At 27.4% G+C, this 19107-nt stretch carries 18 protein-coding genes; 15 read left to right on the top strand and 3 right to left on the bottom strand.

What is annotated here, in order from left to right:
- Positions 1-2: 2 nt before the first annotated feature.
- The 5 genes from lysS to QZ429_RS03205 are packed head-to-tail and all read left to right on the top strand — an operon-like array spanning position 3 to position 4884.
- Positions 3-1505, top strand: a complete 1503-nt coding sequence (gene lysS / locus QZ429_RS03185; protein ID WP_291950975.1) for a lysine--tRNA ligase — start codon at positions 3-5, stop codon at positions 1503-1505.
- The gene (locus QZ429_RS03190; protein ID WP_291950980.1) at positions 1506-2747 is read left to right on the top strand and encodes a serine hydroxymethyltransferase; all 1242 of its coding nucleotides are present in this window, start codon (positions 1506-1508) and stop codon (positions 2745-2747) included.
- Positions 2744-3289, top strand: a complete 546-nt coding sequence (locus QZ429_RS03195; RefSeq protein WP_291950983.1) for a DUF1882 domain-containing protein — start codon at positions 2744-2746, stop codon at positions 3287-3289. Before QZ429_RS03190 ends, QZ429_RS03195 begins: the two co-directional genes overlap by 4 nt.
- A 21-nt stretch (positions 3290-3310) precedes the next feature.
- Complete coding sequence (locus QZ429_RS03200; RefSeq protein ID WP_291950986.1) at positions 3311-4108, top strand: SPOR domain-containing protein; 798 nt, start codon at positions 3311-3313, stop codon at positions 4106-4108.
- Positions 4105-4884 carry a shikimate dehydrogenase gene (locus QZ429_RS03205; RefSeq protein ID WP_291950988.1) on the top strand — a complete coding sequence of 260 codons (780 nt, stop codon included), beginning with the start codon at positions 4105-4107 and terminating at the stop codon, positions 4882-4884. Before QZ429_RS03200 ends, QZ429_RS03205 begins: the two co-directional genes overlap by 4 nt.
- On the opposite strand, the gene dnaJ is transcribed toward QZ429_RS03205, so the two are convergent.
- Positions 4881-5996 (bottom strand): molecular chaperone DnaJ, encoded by a 1116-nt coding sequence (gene dnaJ, locus QZ429_RS03210; RefSeq protein WP_291950991.1) that lies wholly within the window; start codon positions 5994-5996, stop codon positions 4881-4883. The two genes, QZ429_RS03205 and dnaJ, sit on opposite strands and share 4 nt — an antisense overlap.
- 117 nt (positions 5997-6113) lie before the next feature.
- Here dnaJ and QZ429_RS03215 point away from each other — a divergent pair, with 117 nt between their 5' ends.
- From QZ429_RS03215 to recR, 3 genes are read left to right on the top strand one after another with little or no spacing between them, the layout of a single operon-like run.
- Positions 6114-6785 (top strand): response regulator transcription factor, encoded by a 672-nt coding sequence (locus tag QZ429_RS03215; RefSeq protein WP_291950994.1) that lies wholly within the window; start codon positions 6114-6116, stop codon positions 6783-6785.
- A complete protein-coding gene (locus tag QZ429_RS03220; protein ID WP_291950997.1) occupies positions 6782-8017 on the top strand; it encodes an ArsS family sensor histidine kinase in 1236 nt (411 codons plus the stop codon). Before QZ429_RS03215 ends, QZ429_RS03220 begins: the two co-directional genes overlap by 4 nt.
- Entirely contained in the window at positions 8014-8586 is a 573-nt protein-coding gene (gene recR / locus QZ429_RS03225; RefSeq protein WP_291950999.1) for a recombination mediator RecR, read from the top strand. The genes QZ429_RS03220 and recR overlap by 4 nt, the downstream gene beginning before the upstream one ends.
- A gap of 128 nt (positions 8587-8714) precedes the next feature.
- Here the strand turns inward: recR and uvrC are convergent, their stop codons facing one another.
- Both uvrC and QZ429_RS03235 read right to left on the bottom strand, forming a co-directional pair.
- A complete protein-coding gene (uvrC, locus tag QZ429_RS03230) occupies positions 8715-10508 on the bottom strand; it encodes an excinuclease ABC subunit UvrC (protein ID WP_291951001.1) in 1794 nt (597 codons plus the stop codon).
- Positions 10495-10830 (bottom strand): hypothetical protein, encoded by a 336-nt coding sequence (locus tag QZ429_RS03235; protein ID WP_291951004.1) that lies wholly within the window; start codon positions 10828-10830, stop codon positions 10495-10497. Before QZ429_RS03235 ends, uvrC begins: the two co-directional genes overlap by 14 nt.
- Before the next feature lie 69 nt (positions 10831-10899).
- Here QZ429_RS03235 and QZ429_RS03240 point away from each other — a divergent pair, with 69 nt between their 5' ends.
- The 7 genes from QZ429_RS03240 to QZ429_RS03270 all read left to right on the top strand — a co-directional run.
- Complete coding sequence (locus QZ429_RS03240) at positions 10900-11100, top strand: hypothetical protein (protein ID WP_291951007.1); 201 nt, start codon at positions 10900-10902, stop codon at positions 11098-11100.
- Complete coding sequence (nhaD, locus tag QZ429_RS03245; protein WP_291951009.1) at positions 11097-12452, top strand: sodium:proton antiporter NhaD; 1356 nt, start codon at positions 11097-11099, stop codon at positions 12450-12452. Before QZ429_RS03240 ends, nhaD begins: the two co-directional genes overlap by 4 nt.
- Before the next feature lie 9 nt (positions 12453-12461).
- Positions 12462-13997 (top strand): glutamine-hydrolyzing GMP synthase, encoded by a 1536-nt coding sequence (gene guaA, locus QZ429_RS03250; RefSeq protein WP_291951012.1) that lies wholly within the window; start codon positions 12462-12464, stop codon positions 13995-13997.
- Between the two features lie 115 nt (positions 13998-14112).
- Positions 14113-15552, top strand: coding sequence for a hypothetical protein (locus tag QZ429_RS03255; protein WP_291951015.1), 1440 nt, complete (start codon positions 14113-14115; stop codon positions 15550-15552).
- Between the two features lie 245 nt (positions 15553-15797).
- On the top strand, positions 15798-17048 hold the full coding sequence (gene purD, locus QZ429_RS03260) for a phosphoribosylamine--glycine ligase (RefSeq protein ID WP_291951018.1): 1251 nt from the start codon (positions 15798-15800) through the stop codon (positions 17046-17048).
- The gene (locus QZ429_RS03265) at positions 17045-17500 is read left to right on the top strand and encodes an RDD family protein (protein WP_291951022.1); all 456 of its coding nucleotides are present in this window, start codon (positions 17045-17047) and stop codon (positions 17498-17500) included. The genes purD and QZ429_RS03265 overlap by 4 nt, the downstream gene beginning before the upstream one ends.
- Positions 17493-19107, top strand: a 1615-nt coding sequence (locus QZ429_RS03270; RefSeq protein ID WP_291951024.1) for an LPS-assembly protein LptD, incomplete at its 3' end; no start/stop codon positions are given. The genes QZ429_RS03265 and QZ429_RS03270, both read left to right, overlap by 8 nt.

Here is a 19107-nt window from a genome sequence, read left to right on the forward strand (position 1 = left end):
AAATGTTTAATAATATTTTAAAACAGCAAAAAATTCAAAAAGCACAAGAGTTAAAAAATATGGGAATTAAACCATATGCTCATTTTTTAACAAGAGAAATGAATATATCACAATACAAAGAAAAATTTTTATATATCAAGGATTTTGAAAATCAAAGAGATGAAAATGTAACTGGAGTTTTAGCTGGACGATTAAAATTACTTAGAATTGCTGGAAAATCAGTTTTTGCAAATATTGAAGATGAGCAAGATAATATACAAATTTATTTTAATCAAAATACTTTAGGTCAAGAATATTTTGATATTTTAAAAAAATATCTTGAGGTAGGAGATATTGTTTTGGTTGAAGGTTTCCCTTTTATAACTAAAACCGGTGAGTTTAGTATCTATATAAAGAAAATTCAACTTGCAACAAAAGCCATTATTCCTTTACCTGAAAAATATCACGGATTAACTGATATTGAGCAAAGATATAGAAAAAGATATGTTGATATGATTATGAATTCGCAAGTTAGAAAGGATTTTATTTTACGATCTAAGATTATATCTTATATTAGATCCTTTTTTGAGAATAAGGGTTTTTTAGAGGTTGAAACTCCTATGATGCATCCTATTGCTGGTGGTGCAAATGCAAGACCTTTTATCACACATCATAACGCTTTAGGGGTAGAAAGATTTTTAAGAATTGCACCAGAATTATATTTAAAACGATTAATTGTCGGTGGTTTTGAAGCAGTTTATGAAATTAACAGATGTTTTAGAAATGAAGGTATGGATCTTACTCATAATCCAGAATTTACTACTATTGAATTTTATTGGGCTTATCATAATTATAATGATTTAATGGATTTAACAGAGGAATTATTTTCTATGTTATTAGAAAAATTAAATTTAGGGGATAAAATCGATTTTGATGGGAAAGTGATTGACTTTTCAAAATCTTTTGAAAGGATTTCTTATAAAAATGCTTTGAAAAAATATGGCGGTTTGAGTGATGAGATAATAAATAATAAAGAAAAAATTATTTTGAAACTAAAAGATGATGGTATCGAGGTAAATGAAAAATTAGAATTGGGTTATTTGCAAGCTGAACTTTTCGACAATTATGTAGAAGATAAACTTATAAATCCGACTTTTATTGTTGATTTTCCAATTTCTATTAGTCCATTATCTAGAAGAAGTGATGAAAATGAAGATATCGCAGAAAGATTTGAGTTATTTATTGCAGGTAGAGAGATTGCTAATGGTTTTAATGAATTAAATGATCCATTAGATCAATATGAGAGATTTTTAAAACAAATTGAGGCTAAAAATGCGGGAGATGAGGAGGCGTGTGAGATGGACGAAGATTTTGTTGATGCTTTAGGATATGCTATGGCACCTACTGCTGGAGAGGGAATAGGCATTGATAGACTAATAATGTTATTGTTAAATAAAAAGTCAATTCGTGATGTTATATTATTTCCTGCGATGCGACCAACAAAGTCTGGAGTAAAAGGAGAATAAATGTTGGAAAATTTTGATAAGGAAATATTTGATTTAACACAAAAAGAGCTTGCAAGGCAATGTGAGGGTCTTGAGATGATTGCAAGTGAGAATTTTACTATCCCAGAAGTAATGGAAGTAATGGGTAGTGTGCTTACTAATAAATATGCAGAAGGTTATCCAGGTAAGAGATATTATGGTGGATGTGAATTTGTTGATGAGATTGAAAATATTGCTATAGAAAGATGTAAAAAACTTTTTAATTGTAACTTTGCAAATGTTCAGCCAAATTCAGGTTCTCAAGCAAATCAGGGTGTATATATGGCTCTTTTAAATCCAGGAGATAAGATTTTAGGTATGGATTTAAGTCATGGCGGACACTTGACTCATGGTGCAAAGGTTAGTTCTTCTGGAAAAATCTATGAGAGCTTTTTTTATGGAGTTGAACTTGATGGAAGAATTAATTATGATAAAGTAAGAGAGATTGCTAAAAGAATTAAGCCTAAACTCATTGTTTGTGGTGCAAGTGCTTATCCTAGAATTATTGATTTTGCTAAGTTTAGAGAAATTGCTGATGAGATAAATGCATATTTGTTTGCTGATGTTGCTCATATTGCTGGTTTAGTAGTAGCTGGAGAGCATCCTAGTCCATTTCCTTATGCACATATAGTAAGTTCTACAACTCATAAGACTTTAAGAGGCCCTAGAGGCGGTATTATAATGTGTAATGATGAAGAAATTGCTAAAAAGGTTAATTCAGCAATTTTTCCTGGTATCCAGGGTGGGCCATTAATGCATGTTATTGCAGCAAAAGCTGTTGGTTTTAAATATAATTTGAGCGATTCTTGGAAAGCTTATGCAAGGCAAATTATCCAAAATACAGCAGTTTTAGCAAAAGTTTTATTAGATAGGAAATATGATTTAGTTAGTGGTGGGACTGATAATCACTTAATTTTATTAAATTTTTTAAATAAGAATTTTAGTGGCAAGGATGCAGATTTGGCATTAGAAAATGCAGGGATTACAGCAAATAAAAACACTGTTCCTGGAGAAACAAGAAGTCCTTTTGTAACTAGTGGTTTAAGACTCGGGACGGCAGCTTTAAGTGCTAGAGGTTTTAAGGAAGAGCAAATGAGTATTGTAGCAAATTATATTGCAGATATTTTAGATGATATACAAAATACAAAGCTACAAGAGGAAATTAGAGTGAAACTTAAAAGATTAGCTAGTGATTTTATTATTTATGAAAGGGCGATATTTTGATAACTACAATGGACATGGCTTTAATCAAAATGGTTACAAGCCATTACTATATAAAGAGAAATGTTATGGTTAATAAGTATGAATACAAAGGTAGAATTTTTTTTGATAAATTTGAAAAAATAAATGCTCCTCTTACTGCAAATATCATACAAGAACATATGGAGAAAAAAATTATTGTTGCACATTCTTTAATTAATAGTTTTGATAAGGTTGAGAACATTGTATTTGATTATAATGGTTTTAATGCAGAAAGGTTTTGGCATAGAGCTCAACTAATACTAAGAGAGGAGGGTTTTATTAATTTTACAGCTTATAAAACTAAAACAAATAATCACTTGCATTTATATATACACAAAGGACATACTACTTTTAATGAAGCATGTTCTTTAGGTGCTAAACTCTCTTTGCTTTTTTCGCAAAAAATGCCTATAGAATGGAAAGTATTTCCTAGTTTGGATATACCAAAGGAATTTAATATTTTAACGTTGCCTTATGAAGTTTATCAAAAAGAACGCGGTGCTTCATGGTCAAAACATATGTGATATTTATAAAGGATAAAAATTATGGAAGAAAATAAAAAAAATGAATTTGATGATATTATTTTGCAAAAAAATAGTAAAAATGAAAAAATAAAGAAAATTCTCTTAAGAGCAATTATCTTAATAATTGTATTTTTAGTTGTTATGATTATAATGAAGTTGATTAATAATCCAAATGAAGAAAATTCACTTCAAGTGCCTTCTGAACCAGAAAAACAGGTTTCTTATGAAAATAATTTTAATTCTTTGCCAATTACAGATAACAGCAAAGAAGAAGATGAATTTGAAGCTTTAGCAAGAAAATTAAAAGAAGAAAATAATTCAAATGAAAATAATATGAGTGCAAATGAGGTAATTTTGCATGATGAAAATACAACTAATCATATAGTCAATAATAGCGTTCTTGACCAAATTGAGACTAATAAATTAAAAGAAGAGAATATGGTTAAAAATGTGGAGGAAATTCCAGAGAAAAAAGTTAAATTAGAGGTTAAAAAGGAAGCTAAGGTTGTTAAGGAAGATACTGCAAAAGCTAACGTAGCTAATGCCAGTGAATTATTTGAAGGCGTTAAAACAGCAACTAATCTTGAACCAGGTGCGTATATACAAGTATTTTCATTAAATACATTAGATATTAAATCAAAAGAACTAAGTCTCTTGAAAGAAAATGGATATAATTATAAAATTTATAAAACAACCATAAATGGTAAAGAATTGACAAAGGTTTTAGTAGGCCCATATAATGAAAATGAGTTAAAAGTTGAGTTAGAAAAAATTCGCTCCAAGATAGCAAAAGGTGCTTTTACTTTTAGAATTAAATGAAAATTTTTTCAGTTATAGGCAATCCAATTATGCATTCTCTTTCTCCTAGAATGCATAATAATGCTATCTTGTTTTTTAATGAAAGAGCTATATATACAAGATTTAATTTACAAGATCCTTTGAAATTAAAAGAAGTTATTAGTTTTTTTAATGGAGCAAATATTACTATTCCTTTTAAAGAATGTGCTTTTGAAATAGCTGATATTAAAGATGAAAGTGTTTGTAAGATAAAGTCTTCTAATGTTTTGATTAATAAAAATAATAAAATTTATGCGTATAATACAGATTATTTAGGTTTTTTAAAATCAATTGAAGAATTTCAAAATATAAAAACAGCATTGATATTAGGTGCTGGTGGGACATCAAAGTCTATAGCTTATGCACTAGAGTTAAAAAATATTGATATAAAAATAGCTAATAGAACAGAAGATAGATTTAAAAATTTTTTAGATTTTAAATGTTGTTTGTATGAAGATTTATCAACTTGCGAGGTTTTTGATATTATTATTAATACCACTAGTGCTGGATTATACGATAATAAAATACCATGTGATAAAAAAATTCTTACAAAACTTTTTAAAAATTCAAAATATGCCTATGATGTTATTTATGGGAAAACTACACCCTTTTTACAACTTGCTAGCGAATGTGATTTAAAAATTAAAAATGGTAAAGATATGTTGTTGTGGCAAGGTGTATATTCTTTTGAATTATTCTTTAAAAACTATAATTCTGAAGCAATTTACAAAGCCATGAATAAGGCTTTGCAAATTTAGTGACTAAACCAAGATTTTATTTTATCTAATAAACTTTCTTGCTCCATAGATGAATTTTCGTGTTCTAAGCCAAAACTTTTTTCAAGTTCATTTAATAATTTTTGTTGTTCTTCATTAAGATTTTTTGGAAATTTTATATCAATTTGGATAATTTGTGATCCAAGTTTTCCAGTATGAATATTTTTTACTCCTTCATTGGCAAGTTCAAATTTTTGCTTATCTTTTGCTCCAATTGGAAGTTTTAAATTTGCTTCACCTCTTAGTGTAGAAACTTTGATAGTTTTTCCAAGAGCTGCTTGAGTAAAAAATACAGGGACAATGGTATAGATATCATCTTCATTTCTAATAAATTTATCATCATTTTCTACCATAACTTTTATATACAAATTACCTCTTTGAGAGCTATGTGGCAATTGATTTGCTTTGTTTTGTATTCTAAGACTCATACCATTGTCTATACCTTCTGGAATATCAAGCTCAATGGTATCATTGATTTCCTCATAGCCATTACCATTGCAAGTTTTACATTTATTTTTTATTATTTTTCCATCTCCTTGGCAATATGGGCAAGTTTGTACAAAAGTCATAAATCCTTGTTTTGCACCAATTTGTCCCTTACCTCCACAATGAGAACAAGTTGTTTGTTCTTTGCCTTGAGCACCTGTTCCATCGCATACTTTACAAAAAGTTTTATATTTAAAATTGATATTTTTTTTACAACCAAAAATAGCTTCTTTGAAACTAATTTGTGTAGTTATTTGTAAATCGTTTGGATATTTATTTTCTTTTTTATTTTTTTGTTTATTAAATCCAAATCCTTCCCCAAAAAAGCTTGAAAAAATATCCCCTAAATCAATATCTTCAAAACCAAATCCACTACTTGCAGATCCTTTTAAGCCCTCCTTACCATATCTATCATATATATTTCTTTTTTCATCATTACTTAAAACTTCATACGCTTCATTTATTAGTTTGAATTTTTCTTCAGCTTGTTTATCGCCTTGATTTCTATCTGGATGATATTTAAGAGCCATTTTTCTATAAGCTTTTTTAATGGTTTCTTTATCAGAATTTTGAGAAATTTCTAAAATTTCATAATAATTAAGTTCCACTTTTTAACCTTTATTGTTTTTTTTAAAGTGTAATTCTAGCAAAAAATAAACGATATTAATATTATATGTTATAATGTCAAGCTTTAAGGATTTTAAAACTTAACAAAAGGAATGAAAATGATTAACGTATTAATGATTGAAGATGATCCAGATTTTGCAGAATTTTTAGCAGAATATTTAGCTCAGTTTAACATCAAAGTTACTAACTATGAAGATCCATATTTAGGTATGAGTGCTGGTATAAAAAATTATGATTGTTTAATACTTGATTTGACATTACCAGGACTTGATGGACTTGAAGTTTGTCGAGAAATTAGAGAAAAATATAGTATCCCTATTATTATTTCGTCTGCAAGAAGTGATTTGAGCGATAAAATAGTAGGTCTTCAAATTGGTGCTGATGATTATTTACCAAAGCCTTATGATCCTAAAGAAATGCACGCAAGAATTATGAGTTTGATTCGTCGTTCAAAACGCACCAATGAAATTCCAGAAAAAATTATTAATTCAGCGTTTAAAATTGATGAAAAAAGACATGAGATTAGTTACAATGATGAAGTTTTAGTATTAACTCCTGCTGAATACGAAATTTTAAGCTATATGATAAGACAACATGGCTTTTCGGTGAGTAGGGAGCAATTAGTGTATCATTGCAAAAGTTTAAAAGATAAGGATTCTAAGAGTTTAGATGTTATTATAGGAAGACTTAGAACTAAAATTGGTGATAATTCTAAATCTCCAAAGCATATTTTTTCAGTTAGAGGTATAGGATATAAGCTTATAGGATGAAAATAGAAATTAATCTTAAGATAACTATTCTTTTTGCAGCAGCTTTTTTATTTGTTTGTGTTTTATTTGCTTTATTAGAAAAAATTCAGGTTGATTCTCATATTGCAGATGAAAGAATTAGGCAAAAAGAAATAATTAAGAAGATTATTTACAATTTAGAAAAAGATAAGGAATTTGAATTACATAATTATCTTCTTTCTAAAACTTATTGTTTAATTACTAACGAGCGTATTGTTAAGCAAATAATTGCTAAGGGTGAAAAAGCATTTAAGATTAGATTTTATCGAGGAAAGTTTTCATCTATCATTTATCACGATCAGTTTTATTTATACGTTGAATATGATCAAAAAAAGCAGTTGTATTATTTTGATGCAACTGCTAGATTTGAGTATTTATTTTTATTTAGTTTTATTTTTATTCTTATTTTGATTATATTTTTGTATTTTTCAGTTTTAAGGTCTCTTAAGCCTTTAAAAATTTTAAAAAATAAGATAAAAAGCATTAATTCTGGAAAAATAGAATCCTTATCAGAATATTCCCAGATAAATGATGAAATTTCTGAAATTTCTTTTGAATTTGATCACGCAATAGCTAAAATTCAAGAGCTAGTAAAATCAAGACAATTTTTCTTAAGAATGATTATGCATGAATTAAAAACTCCTATTGGCAAAGGTAGGATTATTTGTGAAATGATTGATAATCAAAAACAAAAAGATCGTTTGGTAGATATTTTTGAAAGACTTGAACTTTTAATTGATGAATTTGGAAAAATAGAAAAAGTTTTATCAAAAAATTGTCATTTAAATTTGCAAACTTATCATATTAGTTTAATCTTAGAACAAGCACAAGATTACCTTATGCGAGATGATTTTTATCAAAAGATTAAAATTACATATGAAGAAGACACTATGATAGTGGCTGATTTAGAGTTATTTTCTTTATTAATTAAAAATCTTATTGATAATGCTATCAAATATTCTAATGATAAAAGTTGTGAAGTGATTTGTTCTAGTGATTATATTATGGTCCGCAATAAAGGTAATAAGCTTAAAAAAACTTTTGAATACTATTTAAAGCCTTTTGCAAGAGAAGGGAATACTCAAACAGAGGGAATGGGACTTGGACTTTATATCATTAATAATATTTGTAATATTCATGGGTATAATTTGAGTTATTCTTATGAAGATGGTTATCATTATTTCAAAATTCATTTTTTAAGGTTTGGCAATTGAAAACAATTGAAAAATTTAATGAATTAATCAACTCTTTTGCTTCCTTGCCGACTATAGGAAAGAAGACAGCATTGCGTCTTGCTTATCATGTTTGTGTTAAAGATCCCTTGCTTGGCTCTAAGTTAGCTTATAATATTGAAGAATCAATTAGAATTACTAGAAAATGTCTATATTGTGGTGCTTTAAGTGAAAATGAAGTATGTAATATTTGTGCTGATGATAGTAGAAATAAAGATATAATCTGTATTGTTCAAAGCCCAAAGGATATCTTGATATTAGAAGATAGCGGTAGTTTTGATGGTTATTATTTTGTTTTAGAAAATACTGATGAGGAATGCATTGCTAGGTTAAGATCTATGATTGTAAAATATAATATCAGTGAATTATTTTTTGCCTTTACACAGGGAATTAATTCTGATACTTTAGTTTTTTTCATAGAAGAAAAATTAAAAGATTTAAATTTAAAATTAACACATATTGCACAAGGAATTCCAAGCGGGGTGAGCTTGGAGAATGTTGATTTTATATCATTACATAAAGCTATCAACCATAGAATTAAATTAGACTAATATTCTTATAAATTTATGTGATATTTTATCGTTAAATTATATTATTAAAATTCTTATTTTTTAGGTGTAGTAAAATACCTTAAAATATCATAAATTTATCAAAATATTAATACCTAAAGATGATAAATTTATAGGTTTTGTTTTATTAGTTTTGCAATTTTTTCATTACATATAGATTTTATTTCATCATAGTTTCCTTGGGAAATTTTATCAAAACTGCCATAATAATTTAAAAGTTTTTTAATATTTCCTTGAGAAATTCCAAGTTGCAATAATTTTGAATTGTGTAAATTTTGCTTTCTTTTTGTTTTTTGATGAAAATTTATCGCAAAACGATGTGCCTCATCGCGTAATTTTTGCAAAAAATGTAATTTTTTATCTGTGCTTGAAAGCATAAATATTTCATTTTCAGTATAAATTTTATCTTTAGCACTTCCTTTTGCTCTGTGGGTTTTAGAATCGATTTTTTCTTTTGATATAGCTAGGATATCTATATTAGCTCCTGAACTTTTTACTATAGTATTGGCAAGTTTTAATAATGCACTACCTCCATCTATAAGCCAAAGATCAGGTGGTGGAATTTTATTAAAAGATAAAGCTCTTTTGCTAAGGGTTTGAAACATTTGATCATAATCATTTTTATACGATAAATGATAGTGTCTGTATAAATTTTTTTCAAATTTATTATCTTTATATACAATCATAGCTCCGACACTAGCATCGCCTTGATGATGTGAATTATCAAAAACTTCAATATTATTTGGATAATTTTGTAAATGAAAATATTTTTTTATATCATTTAATATTATATAATCTTCATTTTGTAGATATTTTTCTATATTTATTTTTGCATTTTCTAAAGCTAAATCACAAATATTTCTTTTTTCTCCTAATTTTGGAACTTTAATATAAAATTTTTTAGAAAATCTTTTAGAAAGAGTGCTTTCTAACAATTTTAGATCTTCAAATTCTTGATCTACATAAATTTTAGTGGAATTAATAGGGGTATTTTCTATAAAATTTTCTAAAATATATTGTTTGTAAATTTCATTTAGATCTAAATCATTTTGATCTTTAAGTGTTATAATTTTTTGATTTGAACTAATTATTTTGCCATTATTTATTACAAAACGCACTAAAGAAAGTATATTGTTTTTTACAAAGAATACAAATACATCAAAATTTTCTAATTTTGCAATGTCAATATGAATTTTAACACTTAAATCTTGTATAGTCTTAATCCTATCGCGTGTAATAGCTGCTTCTTCATAATTTTCACTTTGTGCATAATTTAGCATTTTATTTTCTAAATTTTTTATCAAAAATGAAGAATTTAAAAGAGCTTGTGTGGCTTGTTGCACTATATTAGCATAGTTTTCTTTAGTTATTTTATTTTCACAAGGTGCCTTGCATCTTTTAATTTGGTGAAATAAGCAAATTTTTTTACATGATTTTTTTTGTCTTAAGGGAAAAATTAGATATAAAGTATTTAAAAGCTCCTTAGCGCCTTTAAAAAAAGGACCAAAGTATTTTATTTTATTTTTTTTTATAATTTTTCTAGTAATCTCAAATCTTGGAAAATCATCATTTAAATCTATATAGATATAAGGATAGGTTTTATCATCTCGTAATAATATATTGTATTTAGGATGAAGTTGTTTTATAAAAGAATTTTCTAAAATCAAAGCATCTGCTTCGTTATTTGTTGTGATAAATTCAATATGGTGAGTTTCGCTAATCATTTTTTGAATTCTTAAGTTATTTTTTAAATTTGGTGAAAGTGTGGGCGTAAAGTTAAAATAGCTTCTTACTCGATTTTTTAAATTTTTAGCTTTACCAACATACAATAGCTTACCATTTTGATCAAAATATTGATAAATTCCTGGCAAAGCTGGAATTGTTTTAATTTCATTTTTTAGCATATTTAATAATTTCTCTTAATTCTTCAAATTTTTTATATAATATTGGATTGTTTATATTGTTGTGAAATATTGCATTTGAAAGTTCTATAAAATGTTTTTTTTGTATAGTTTTAGCTTTTTTTTGTTGAATAAAATTTCTATCACTAAAGATTTTAATTGTATTTACATTGGCAAAAATACTAGTAGGTTTAGCAAAAGTATAGTTTTTTATTAAATTTTTAATAGTTTTTTTGGTATTATCGTGGTTTAATTCTATGTAAGCAACGTGATGTTTTGCTAGAATTATCAATACGTTATTTTTGACAAATATTTTACTAATCATTTGTCTATGATTAACACTTAAAAGATTGAAAAATTCTTTACATTGAAAAAGTGTATTTAAAGGTTTATAATGTTTAGATTGAATAAGTTTATTGATAATAAAATTGCTCGTTTTAATTTCATATTCCATTTTATAAGTTTATCATTTTTTTTATTAATAATATTTTTAAGTGCGTGTGGTTATAAAGATGCTCCATTTTATGAAGTTAAAGATGATAATCAAAGCACGATTAAAATAAAGAAATTTCAAGCAATGGAAAATGAGATATGAATAAAATTTTATTTTTACTTTGTTGCGGATTTACTTTATTGTTTGCTAGTTCTAGTGAATTAAATTTAGCATTTAGTGGATTGGGTATTAGTATTTTAATTATTTTTATTTTAGGTTATTATTTTATAGCAATGGAAGAAAAATATCATCTTAATAAAACTAAACCAGCATTGTTTGTGGGGACTTTTTCTTTCATAGTAATTGGTATTTATTTGGCAATAAATAATTTTGATATGCAAATTTTAGAAGAAAGCGTTAATCATTTAATCTTAGAAATTGCACAAATTGTATTTTTTTTAATTGCTGCTATGACTTTTATAGAAGCTTTGATTGAAAGATCGGTGTTTGAAACCTTAAAATACAAACTTATTAGCAAAGGATACACTTATAGAAAATTATTTTGGCTTACTGGGATTTTAGCATTTTTTATTTCACCAATAGCTGATAATCTTACTACAGCTTTGATTTTATCTACGGTGCTTTTGACAATTGATAAAGATAAAAGAGACTTTTTGATTCCAGGGGCTATCAATATAGTAGTAGCTGCAAATGCTGGAGGTGCATGGTCTCCATTTGGAGATATTACTACTTTAATGGTATGGACTGCAAAGAAAGCAGATTTTTTAGAATTTTTTGCACTTTTTCCGGCATCTTTTGTTGGATGGCTAGTTACTGCTTATTTATTGTCGTATTACGTGCCAAATGTTAAGCCAGATTTTACTAAAAAACATCTAGAAGAAGTTAAGATAAAAAAAGGCGGTAAGGTTTTTATATTCTTAGGACTTTTTACTATCGCATCGGCTGTATTTGTTCATAGTGTTTGTGATTTACCGGCTATGTGGGGTATGATTTTTGGCCTTTCATTGTTGAGTTTATATATATGCTTACTTAATAGAAAGAAAGAAAATAAAAAATTAAATGTATTTTATTATATGACATGTATTGAGATGGATACTTTGTTATTTTTCTTTGGTATTTTATCAGCAGTTGGTGCTTTGCATTTTGTAGGTTGGCTAGCTTATGCTTCAAATTTATATACTATTTTAGGGACAACAAGTGTAAATGTAGGAGTTGGAATTTTATCTGCTATAGTAGATAATGTTCCTGTGATGAGTGCTGTTTTAAAAGCAAATCCAAGTATGGATCATACTCAATGGCTTTTAGTTACATTAACAGCTGGCATTGGCGGTTCGTTGATTAGTTTTGGATCAGCAGCTGGAGTGGGAGTGATGGGTAAAATGAAAGGAATTTATACTTTTAATGCTCATTTAAAATATATATGGACTATATTGACAGGATATATTATATCTATTGTTATTTGGTATATACAATTTCAAATGTTAAATTTATAAAGGATAGTAATGAAAAAAGCAGACATTTTAGTTTTAGATTTTGGCTCTCAATATACTCAATTGATCGCAAGAAGACTTAGAGAACAAGGGGTGTATTCTGAAATTTTACCTTTTAATGTTAGCATAGAAGAGATTAAAGCAAAAAATCCAAAGGGACTTATACTTAGTGGAGGTCCTGCTAGTGTTTATTCTAATGATGCTTATTTTTGTGATAAAGATATTTTTAAATTAAATTTGCCTATTTTAGGAATTTGTTATGGAATGCAATTAATGGCACATCATTTTAATGCTGATGTTGCACCTGCAGGGCATAAAGAATATGGAAAAGCTACTATTGATGTGCAAAATGATAGTATTTTATTTAAAAATTTACCTAAAAGACAGATAGTTTGGATGAGTCATTCTGATAAAGTTGAGAATTTACCACAAGATTTTGAAGTAATTGCAACTAGCGAAAGCAGTCCTTTTTGTGTATTCGGAGATGAAAAACGTAAATTTTATGCTTTGCAATTTCATCCTGAAGTTCAACATAGTGAATTTGGAAAAAATATATTAAAAAATTTTGCTAAATACATTTGCAATTGTGATAGTGTGTGGAATATGGGATCCTTTGCTAAAACTCAAGCGCAAAAAATTAGAAAAGAAGTTGGCAATGATAAAGTATTATGTGCTGTAAGTGGTGGCGTTGATAGTAGTGTGGTTGCTGCCTTGCTTGCTAGTGCTATAAAAGATCAAGTGGTAGTTGTTTTTGTGGATAATGGACTCTTAAGAAAAGGCGAAAAAGAGCAAGTAGAGTATATGTTTAAGCATATCTTGGGAATTAATTTAATAAGTATTGATGCAAAGGAAATATTTTTAAGCCGTTTAAAAGGAGTTAAAGATCCAGAAAAAAAGAGAAAAATAATAGGCAATACTTTTATAGAAGTTTTTGAAGAAGAATCAAAAAAACATAAAGATATAAAGTATCTTGCACAGGGAACTTTATATACTGATATTATAGAAAGTTCAGTGATAGGTGCTAGTAAAACCATAAAATCACACCATAATGTCGGTGGATTACCAGAGAAAATGAATTTAAAATTAATTGAACCTTTAAAAGAAATTTTTAAAGATGAGGTGAGAGCTTTAGGAATAGAGCTTGGCTTAAACAAAGATATAGTGTATCGTCATCCTTTTCCTGGGCCAGGATTAGCTATACGTATTATGGGTGAAGTTAATGAATTTGATTTAGAGCTTTTAAGGCGTGCTGATGTGATTTTAATTGAAGAGCTTAAAAGTAGTGGTTGGTATGACAAAACTTGGCAAGCATTTTGTGTGCTTTTAAATGTGAAAAGCGTTGGTGTTATGGGGGATAATAGGACTTATGATAATACTATTTGTGTGCGTGTGGTTAATGCAAGTGATGGTATGACAGCGACTTTCTCTCACTTACCTTATGAATTATTGGAAAATATTTCACGTCGTATTATTAATGAGGTTAATGGAATCAATCGAGTAGTTTATGACATATCAAGCAAGCCACCTGCAACCATAGAATGGGAATAAAACTAAAAATTTAATATTAATTTTTGCTTCATATCTTACTTTAAGTGAAATGATGATTGCTATAAATTTATAAAAATAAAGGAGAGTATTTAATTATGTTTTTAAAGGTTTTTGTGTGCATGGTAAAATAATGATTTATGTTGATGGTACTGGTAGAGGAACGGTTATAAATCTTGCAAAAACTTTTTTTGAATTTAATAAGCACGTATGGCACGATAAAAGAAGTATGCCTACGGTAGGAATGCTTGTTGAATTTAGATCTGATGGAAAGCATATTACGGATTTACGTCCTTCAAAGTTTCAAGAATTTGAAGAAAATGATTTTATTAAAGAGAGGGATTTTTGGAAAACTAATAGCGATAATGAATTAGAGGATTTAAGGTTAGCTAGACGTGATGCTTATGTTCAAGAATTATATAGACAAACAGATTATGATCAATTTGAAAAAATTCCTTTAAATAAAACAATTCCACAAACTATTCAAAAGTATTTTTGCAACGAGGCTTTGTCTATTAATGCAGTTAAAGATATTAAAATAGATGAAGCACCATATACTATTGATTTTTTTGTTCTTAAACGCTTTTTATATAAGGCTTTAGATACTTTACTTTTTTCTGATAATACAATTAATCAAGCAGATTTTTCAGCTATGAAAAATATTATTATGCACCTTGAAATGGCTTATATGGATATGAAAGATAAGCAAAAGCATATTAATATGGAACACTTGTATAATGAAGTATTTCTAGCACATCAGTGTCATTATCAAGCACTTTTAGCATCTCTTGAAAATAGAAAAAACAGAAAGTTGGCTTTGGAAAGACAAAGTAATACTTTAGCAAGTGAAATAAAATTAAAGCAATCAAGATTAGAGATAGAAAATGGAAAAAAACGTCAAGAAGCTGAGGAAATATTGCATTCTAAAAAACAAAAACTAATAGAAATTAATGATGAATTAAATTATTTTAGTGAAAGTATTGCAAAATTAGAAAAAATAAAAAAGGAATTTTATGAAAAAAATTTATCTATTTTTACAAATAGCTTTAATATGGCAAGGGAGAAACTTTTTGATAAAATTAAACAAGGTTTAAATATTTGTGCCACTAGGCAAGATATGGAAATATGGAAAAAATCTTTAAAATCAACTAGTATCAAAAATTCGTATTTTAAAAATGCAACCGAAATTTCTTTTTGTACTTTATCTTTTGCAGAGCTTTATTTAGATAGATTAAATAAATATACATTAAATTCAAGCGATCAACTACTTCTTTCTTATGTAAAAAAAGTTAGAAAAGAATGTGAAAAAAATTTTTTAATAGTTACTACAAATCATGAGACTTATACAAATATGAAAATACAAATTTTTTCTATGAATCCTTATTATATTGTAAAACACGCACCTAAGAAGGTAAATTATCAAGGATTGATGAAAAATATAGAATTTGATATTGTCTATGTAGATGAAAAAACTTTATGGGCTCCAGTAGCTGATGTAATTTTAGAGGGAAAGTATTTTTTAAAAAAAGATTCTAAAACCAAATTTAAAATTTTATAAAGTGTGTTTTTAGGATTTGTTGGTTATAATCTTTTTGCCTGAATGGTTCGATTTACATTAAGAGGATCCAACGCATTAATTCTTAGTTGTGGTGTGTGATTTACCGTGTTCTGTGACTTTGTTTGAGCTTTGAAAAAAAGTGAGAAGCTGCAGCCTTTAAAAATTACCCAGCAACATTGTTGACTTTTTAGGGTCACATACTTATGTTACGGCCATTTGGGTTTTGATAATGTTTAAGGAAAATGATGAAAATTTTAATTTTAGGGAGTGGTGCTAGAGAATATTCTATTGCATTGGCTCTTAAAAAGGTAGATGATAAAATAGAGTTTTATTTTGTGCCTGGCAATGGTGCTACTGCTAAGATGGGAACAAATCTTAATATGAAAGATTCTAAAGTTATCACTGCTTATGCAAAAGCTTCTGAAATTGATTTATGTATCGTGGGAAGTGAAAATTTTTTAGCTGATGGTATAGTGGATCTTTTTAAAGAAAATAATATTGCTATTTTTGGTCCAACTAAGGCAGCAGCTATGCTTGAGGCTTCAAAATCATATATGAAAAGTTTCTTAAAAAGGCATAAGATAAAAACAGCTAAGTTTTTAAATACAAGTGATTTTGAAAAAGCTAAAAAATTTATTTTAAGTTTGACTCCACCTATAGTTGTAAAAGCTGATGGATTATGTGCTGGAAAAGGTGTTATCATTGCTCAAAGTCATGATGAAGCCTTGAATATTACGCAGAAAATGTTAAGCGGAGAGAGCTTTGGTAATGCTGGTAAAATAGTCGTCATAGAAGAATATTTAAATGGGTTTGAATTAAGTGTTTTTGCACTTTGCGATGGAGATAATTTTGTTTTGTTACCAGCTGCTCAAGATCATAAAAGACTTTTAGATGATGATAAAGGTCCAAACACTGGAGGAATGGGGGCTTATGCACCAAGTTCTTTGGCAGATGATAATTTATTAAAGCAAGTAAAAAAGGATATAATTAAACCAACATTAAAAGGAATGAAATTAGAAGGAAGTGAATTTTCTGGAGTTTTATTTATAGGGTTGATGGTGGTAAATAATAAGCCATATGTCTTAGAATATAATGTTCGTTTTGGAGATCCAGAATGTGAAGTTTTAATGCCTTTGATTGAGAATCCTTTGGAAATGTTCTTAGCGTGTGCAAATAAAAATTTAGCAAATGTTAATATTAAAATTACGAATGAATGTGCTGTGGGCGTAGTTTGTGCTAGCAAGAATTATCCTTATAAAGATAGCCCTAAAGCTTTAATTACCATTGATAATATCCCAAAAAATTCTCACATATCTTATGCTGGAGTTAGTTTAGAAGATGATAAACTATATGCTAATGGAGGAAGAGTGCTCGTTTGTGTTGGTGTTGGAAAAAATATAAAAGAGGCCCAACAAAATGCATATAATCTTTGCAATAATGTTCATTTTGAAGGTAAGCAATATAGAAAAGATATTGCTTTTCAGGTTCTTAGATGAACAATCAAAAATTATTTGATAAACTGGAAAAAGAAAATATTAAAATAGCAAGTTTTAAAAAAAGATTTTTAGCGTATATTATAGATAATATTGTTATTTTTTTTATAGTTAGCATTATTTTATTTGATAAAATTTATTCTATGCAATCTTACGATGAAATTCGCAGTGTCTTAATACGATTTACAGGTGGAATTTTACTTTTACAATTTTGCTATCACACGCTTTTTTCTTATCTTTATGGAGCAACTTTAGGAAAGATGTGCCTAAAAATTATGATTATAGATCAAAATTTATTAGATAAACCAAATTTATTTCAAAGTGCTTTAAGATCGGTTTTTAGACAATTTAGTGATATGTTATATGGAATAGGTTTTGCCTGGGCTTTGAGTAATGTTGTTTTAAAAACTTGGCATGATTATGTAGCTAAAACGGTGGTGATTGATCTTGCGTAAAATATTTTTATCGCTTGTTTGTATCGGAAGTTTATATGCTGCAAAAATTGATATTTATGCCTTAGATGTTGTGAAAAATTCTGATAGTATAGAAGCTAAAAATAATGTAGTTGTGATATCTGATTTTTATTTAATTACTGCCAATGAGGCAAAATTTAATGAACACACTAAAGATTTAGAACTTTTTGGAGACGTAAATATCTTAAGAGGCCAAAAAGAAAGAACACACTCAAGTTATACCAAGATAAATATTCAAAACAATATTGTAAGCTTTAAAAATTTATTTTTTTCAAATAATGATTTAGAAATTTGGTTACAATGCTATCAAGCCAAATTTGATGATAAATTTTTTATAACTGAAAAATCCGTTGTTTCTAGTTGTAATGTGGAAAATCCTGATTGGGAAATTCGTTTTGAAGAAGGAAAGCTTAATAAAGAAAGTAATTTTTTACATCTTTATAATGCGAGATTGTATGTTAAAGATGTTCCCATTATGTATTTACCTTATTTTGGTTTTAGTGTAGATACTAAGAGAAAAAGTGGCTTACTTGTCCCACAATTTGTAATAAAGCAAAATGATGGTTTGTATTATAATCAGCCTATATATTACGTTGTTGATGATAATGCTGATTTGCAATTTGAGCCTCAAATTAGGACTAAAAGAGGTTATGGAATTTATTCAACATTAAGATTTGTAGATTCTTTAAATTCACAAGGTGAAATTAGTGCTGGTATTTTTGGAGAAAAATCAAGTTATAAAAAGAAAGAAAAATTAAAAAATAAAGATCATTATGGATTTGAGATTAAGTATTCTAGTGATGAATTATTTAAAAGTTTATTAGAAGGTTCATACCAAGAGGGGTTGTGGGTTGATGGTACTTATTTAAATGATGTTGATTATACTAATTTGATTTCTAATGTAAAAACAGAAGCATCGCTTGTAACCTCTAGATTAAATTACTTTTTATCTGATGATGAAAATTATTATGGTCTTTATGCAAAATACTATATAGATACTTCAAAGATTAATAATAAAAGCACTTTGCAAGAATATCCTTCAATGCAATATCATAGATACTTAAATGGTCTTTTTAATAATTATATACAATATAGCATTGATACTTCTTTTCATAGATATTATAGACAAACAGGAATTTATGCAAAAACGCTAAATTTTGATATACCATTGTTGTATCATACTAGCTTTTTAAATGACTTTTTAAATTTCTCATTTGCAGAAAGATTTTATGCAAATTTTGTTGATTATTCTAATACTGATTTAAAAAATAAAGAACATTTATTTAGAAATTCGCATAATTTTTCATTATATACTGATTTATCTAAGTCTTATAAAAGTTTTTATCATACAATGTATCTTGGTTTTAATTATTATTTACCAGGAGTTAAATCAGGTAAAATAACTGAAAATTTTATAGATATTGAAAATGACTCTGAACAATTTAATTTTTCGGTGTATCAATATTTTTATAATGCCTTAGGAAGGAAGAAGCTTTTTCATGATTTAACTTTAAAATATGATTTAGAACATAATGATTTTAGTAAATTAGAGAATGTTGTAGAGTATTTTTATAATGATTATATTAGTT

This window comes from Campylobacter sp., assembly GCF_020024835.1.
In the GTDB taxonomy this organism is placed as follows: Bacteria; Campylobacterota; Campylobacteria; order Campylobacterales; family Campylobacteraceae; genus Campylobacter_D.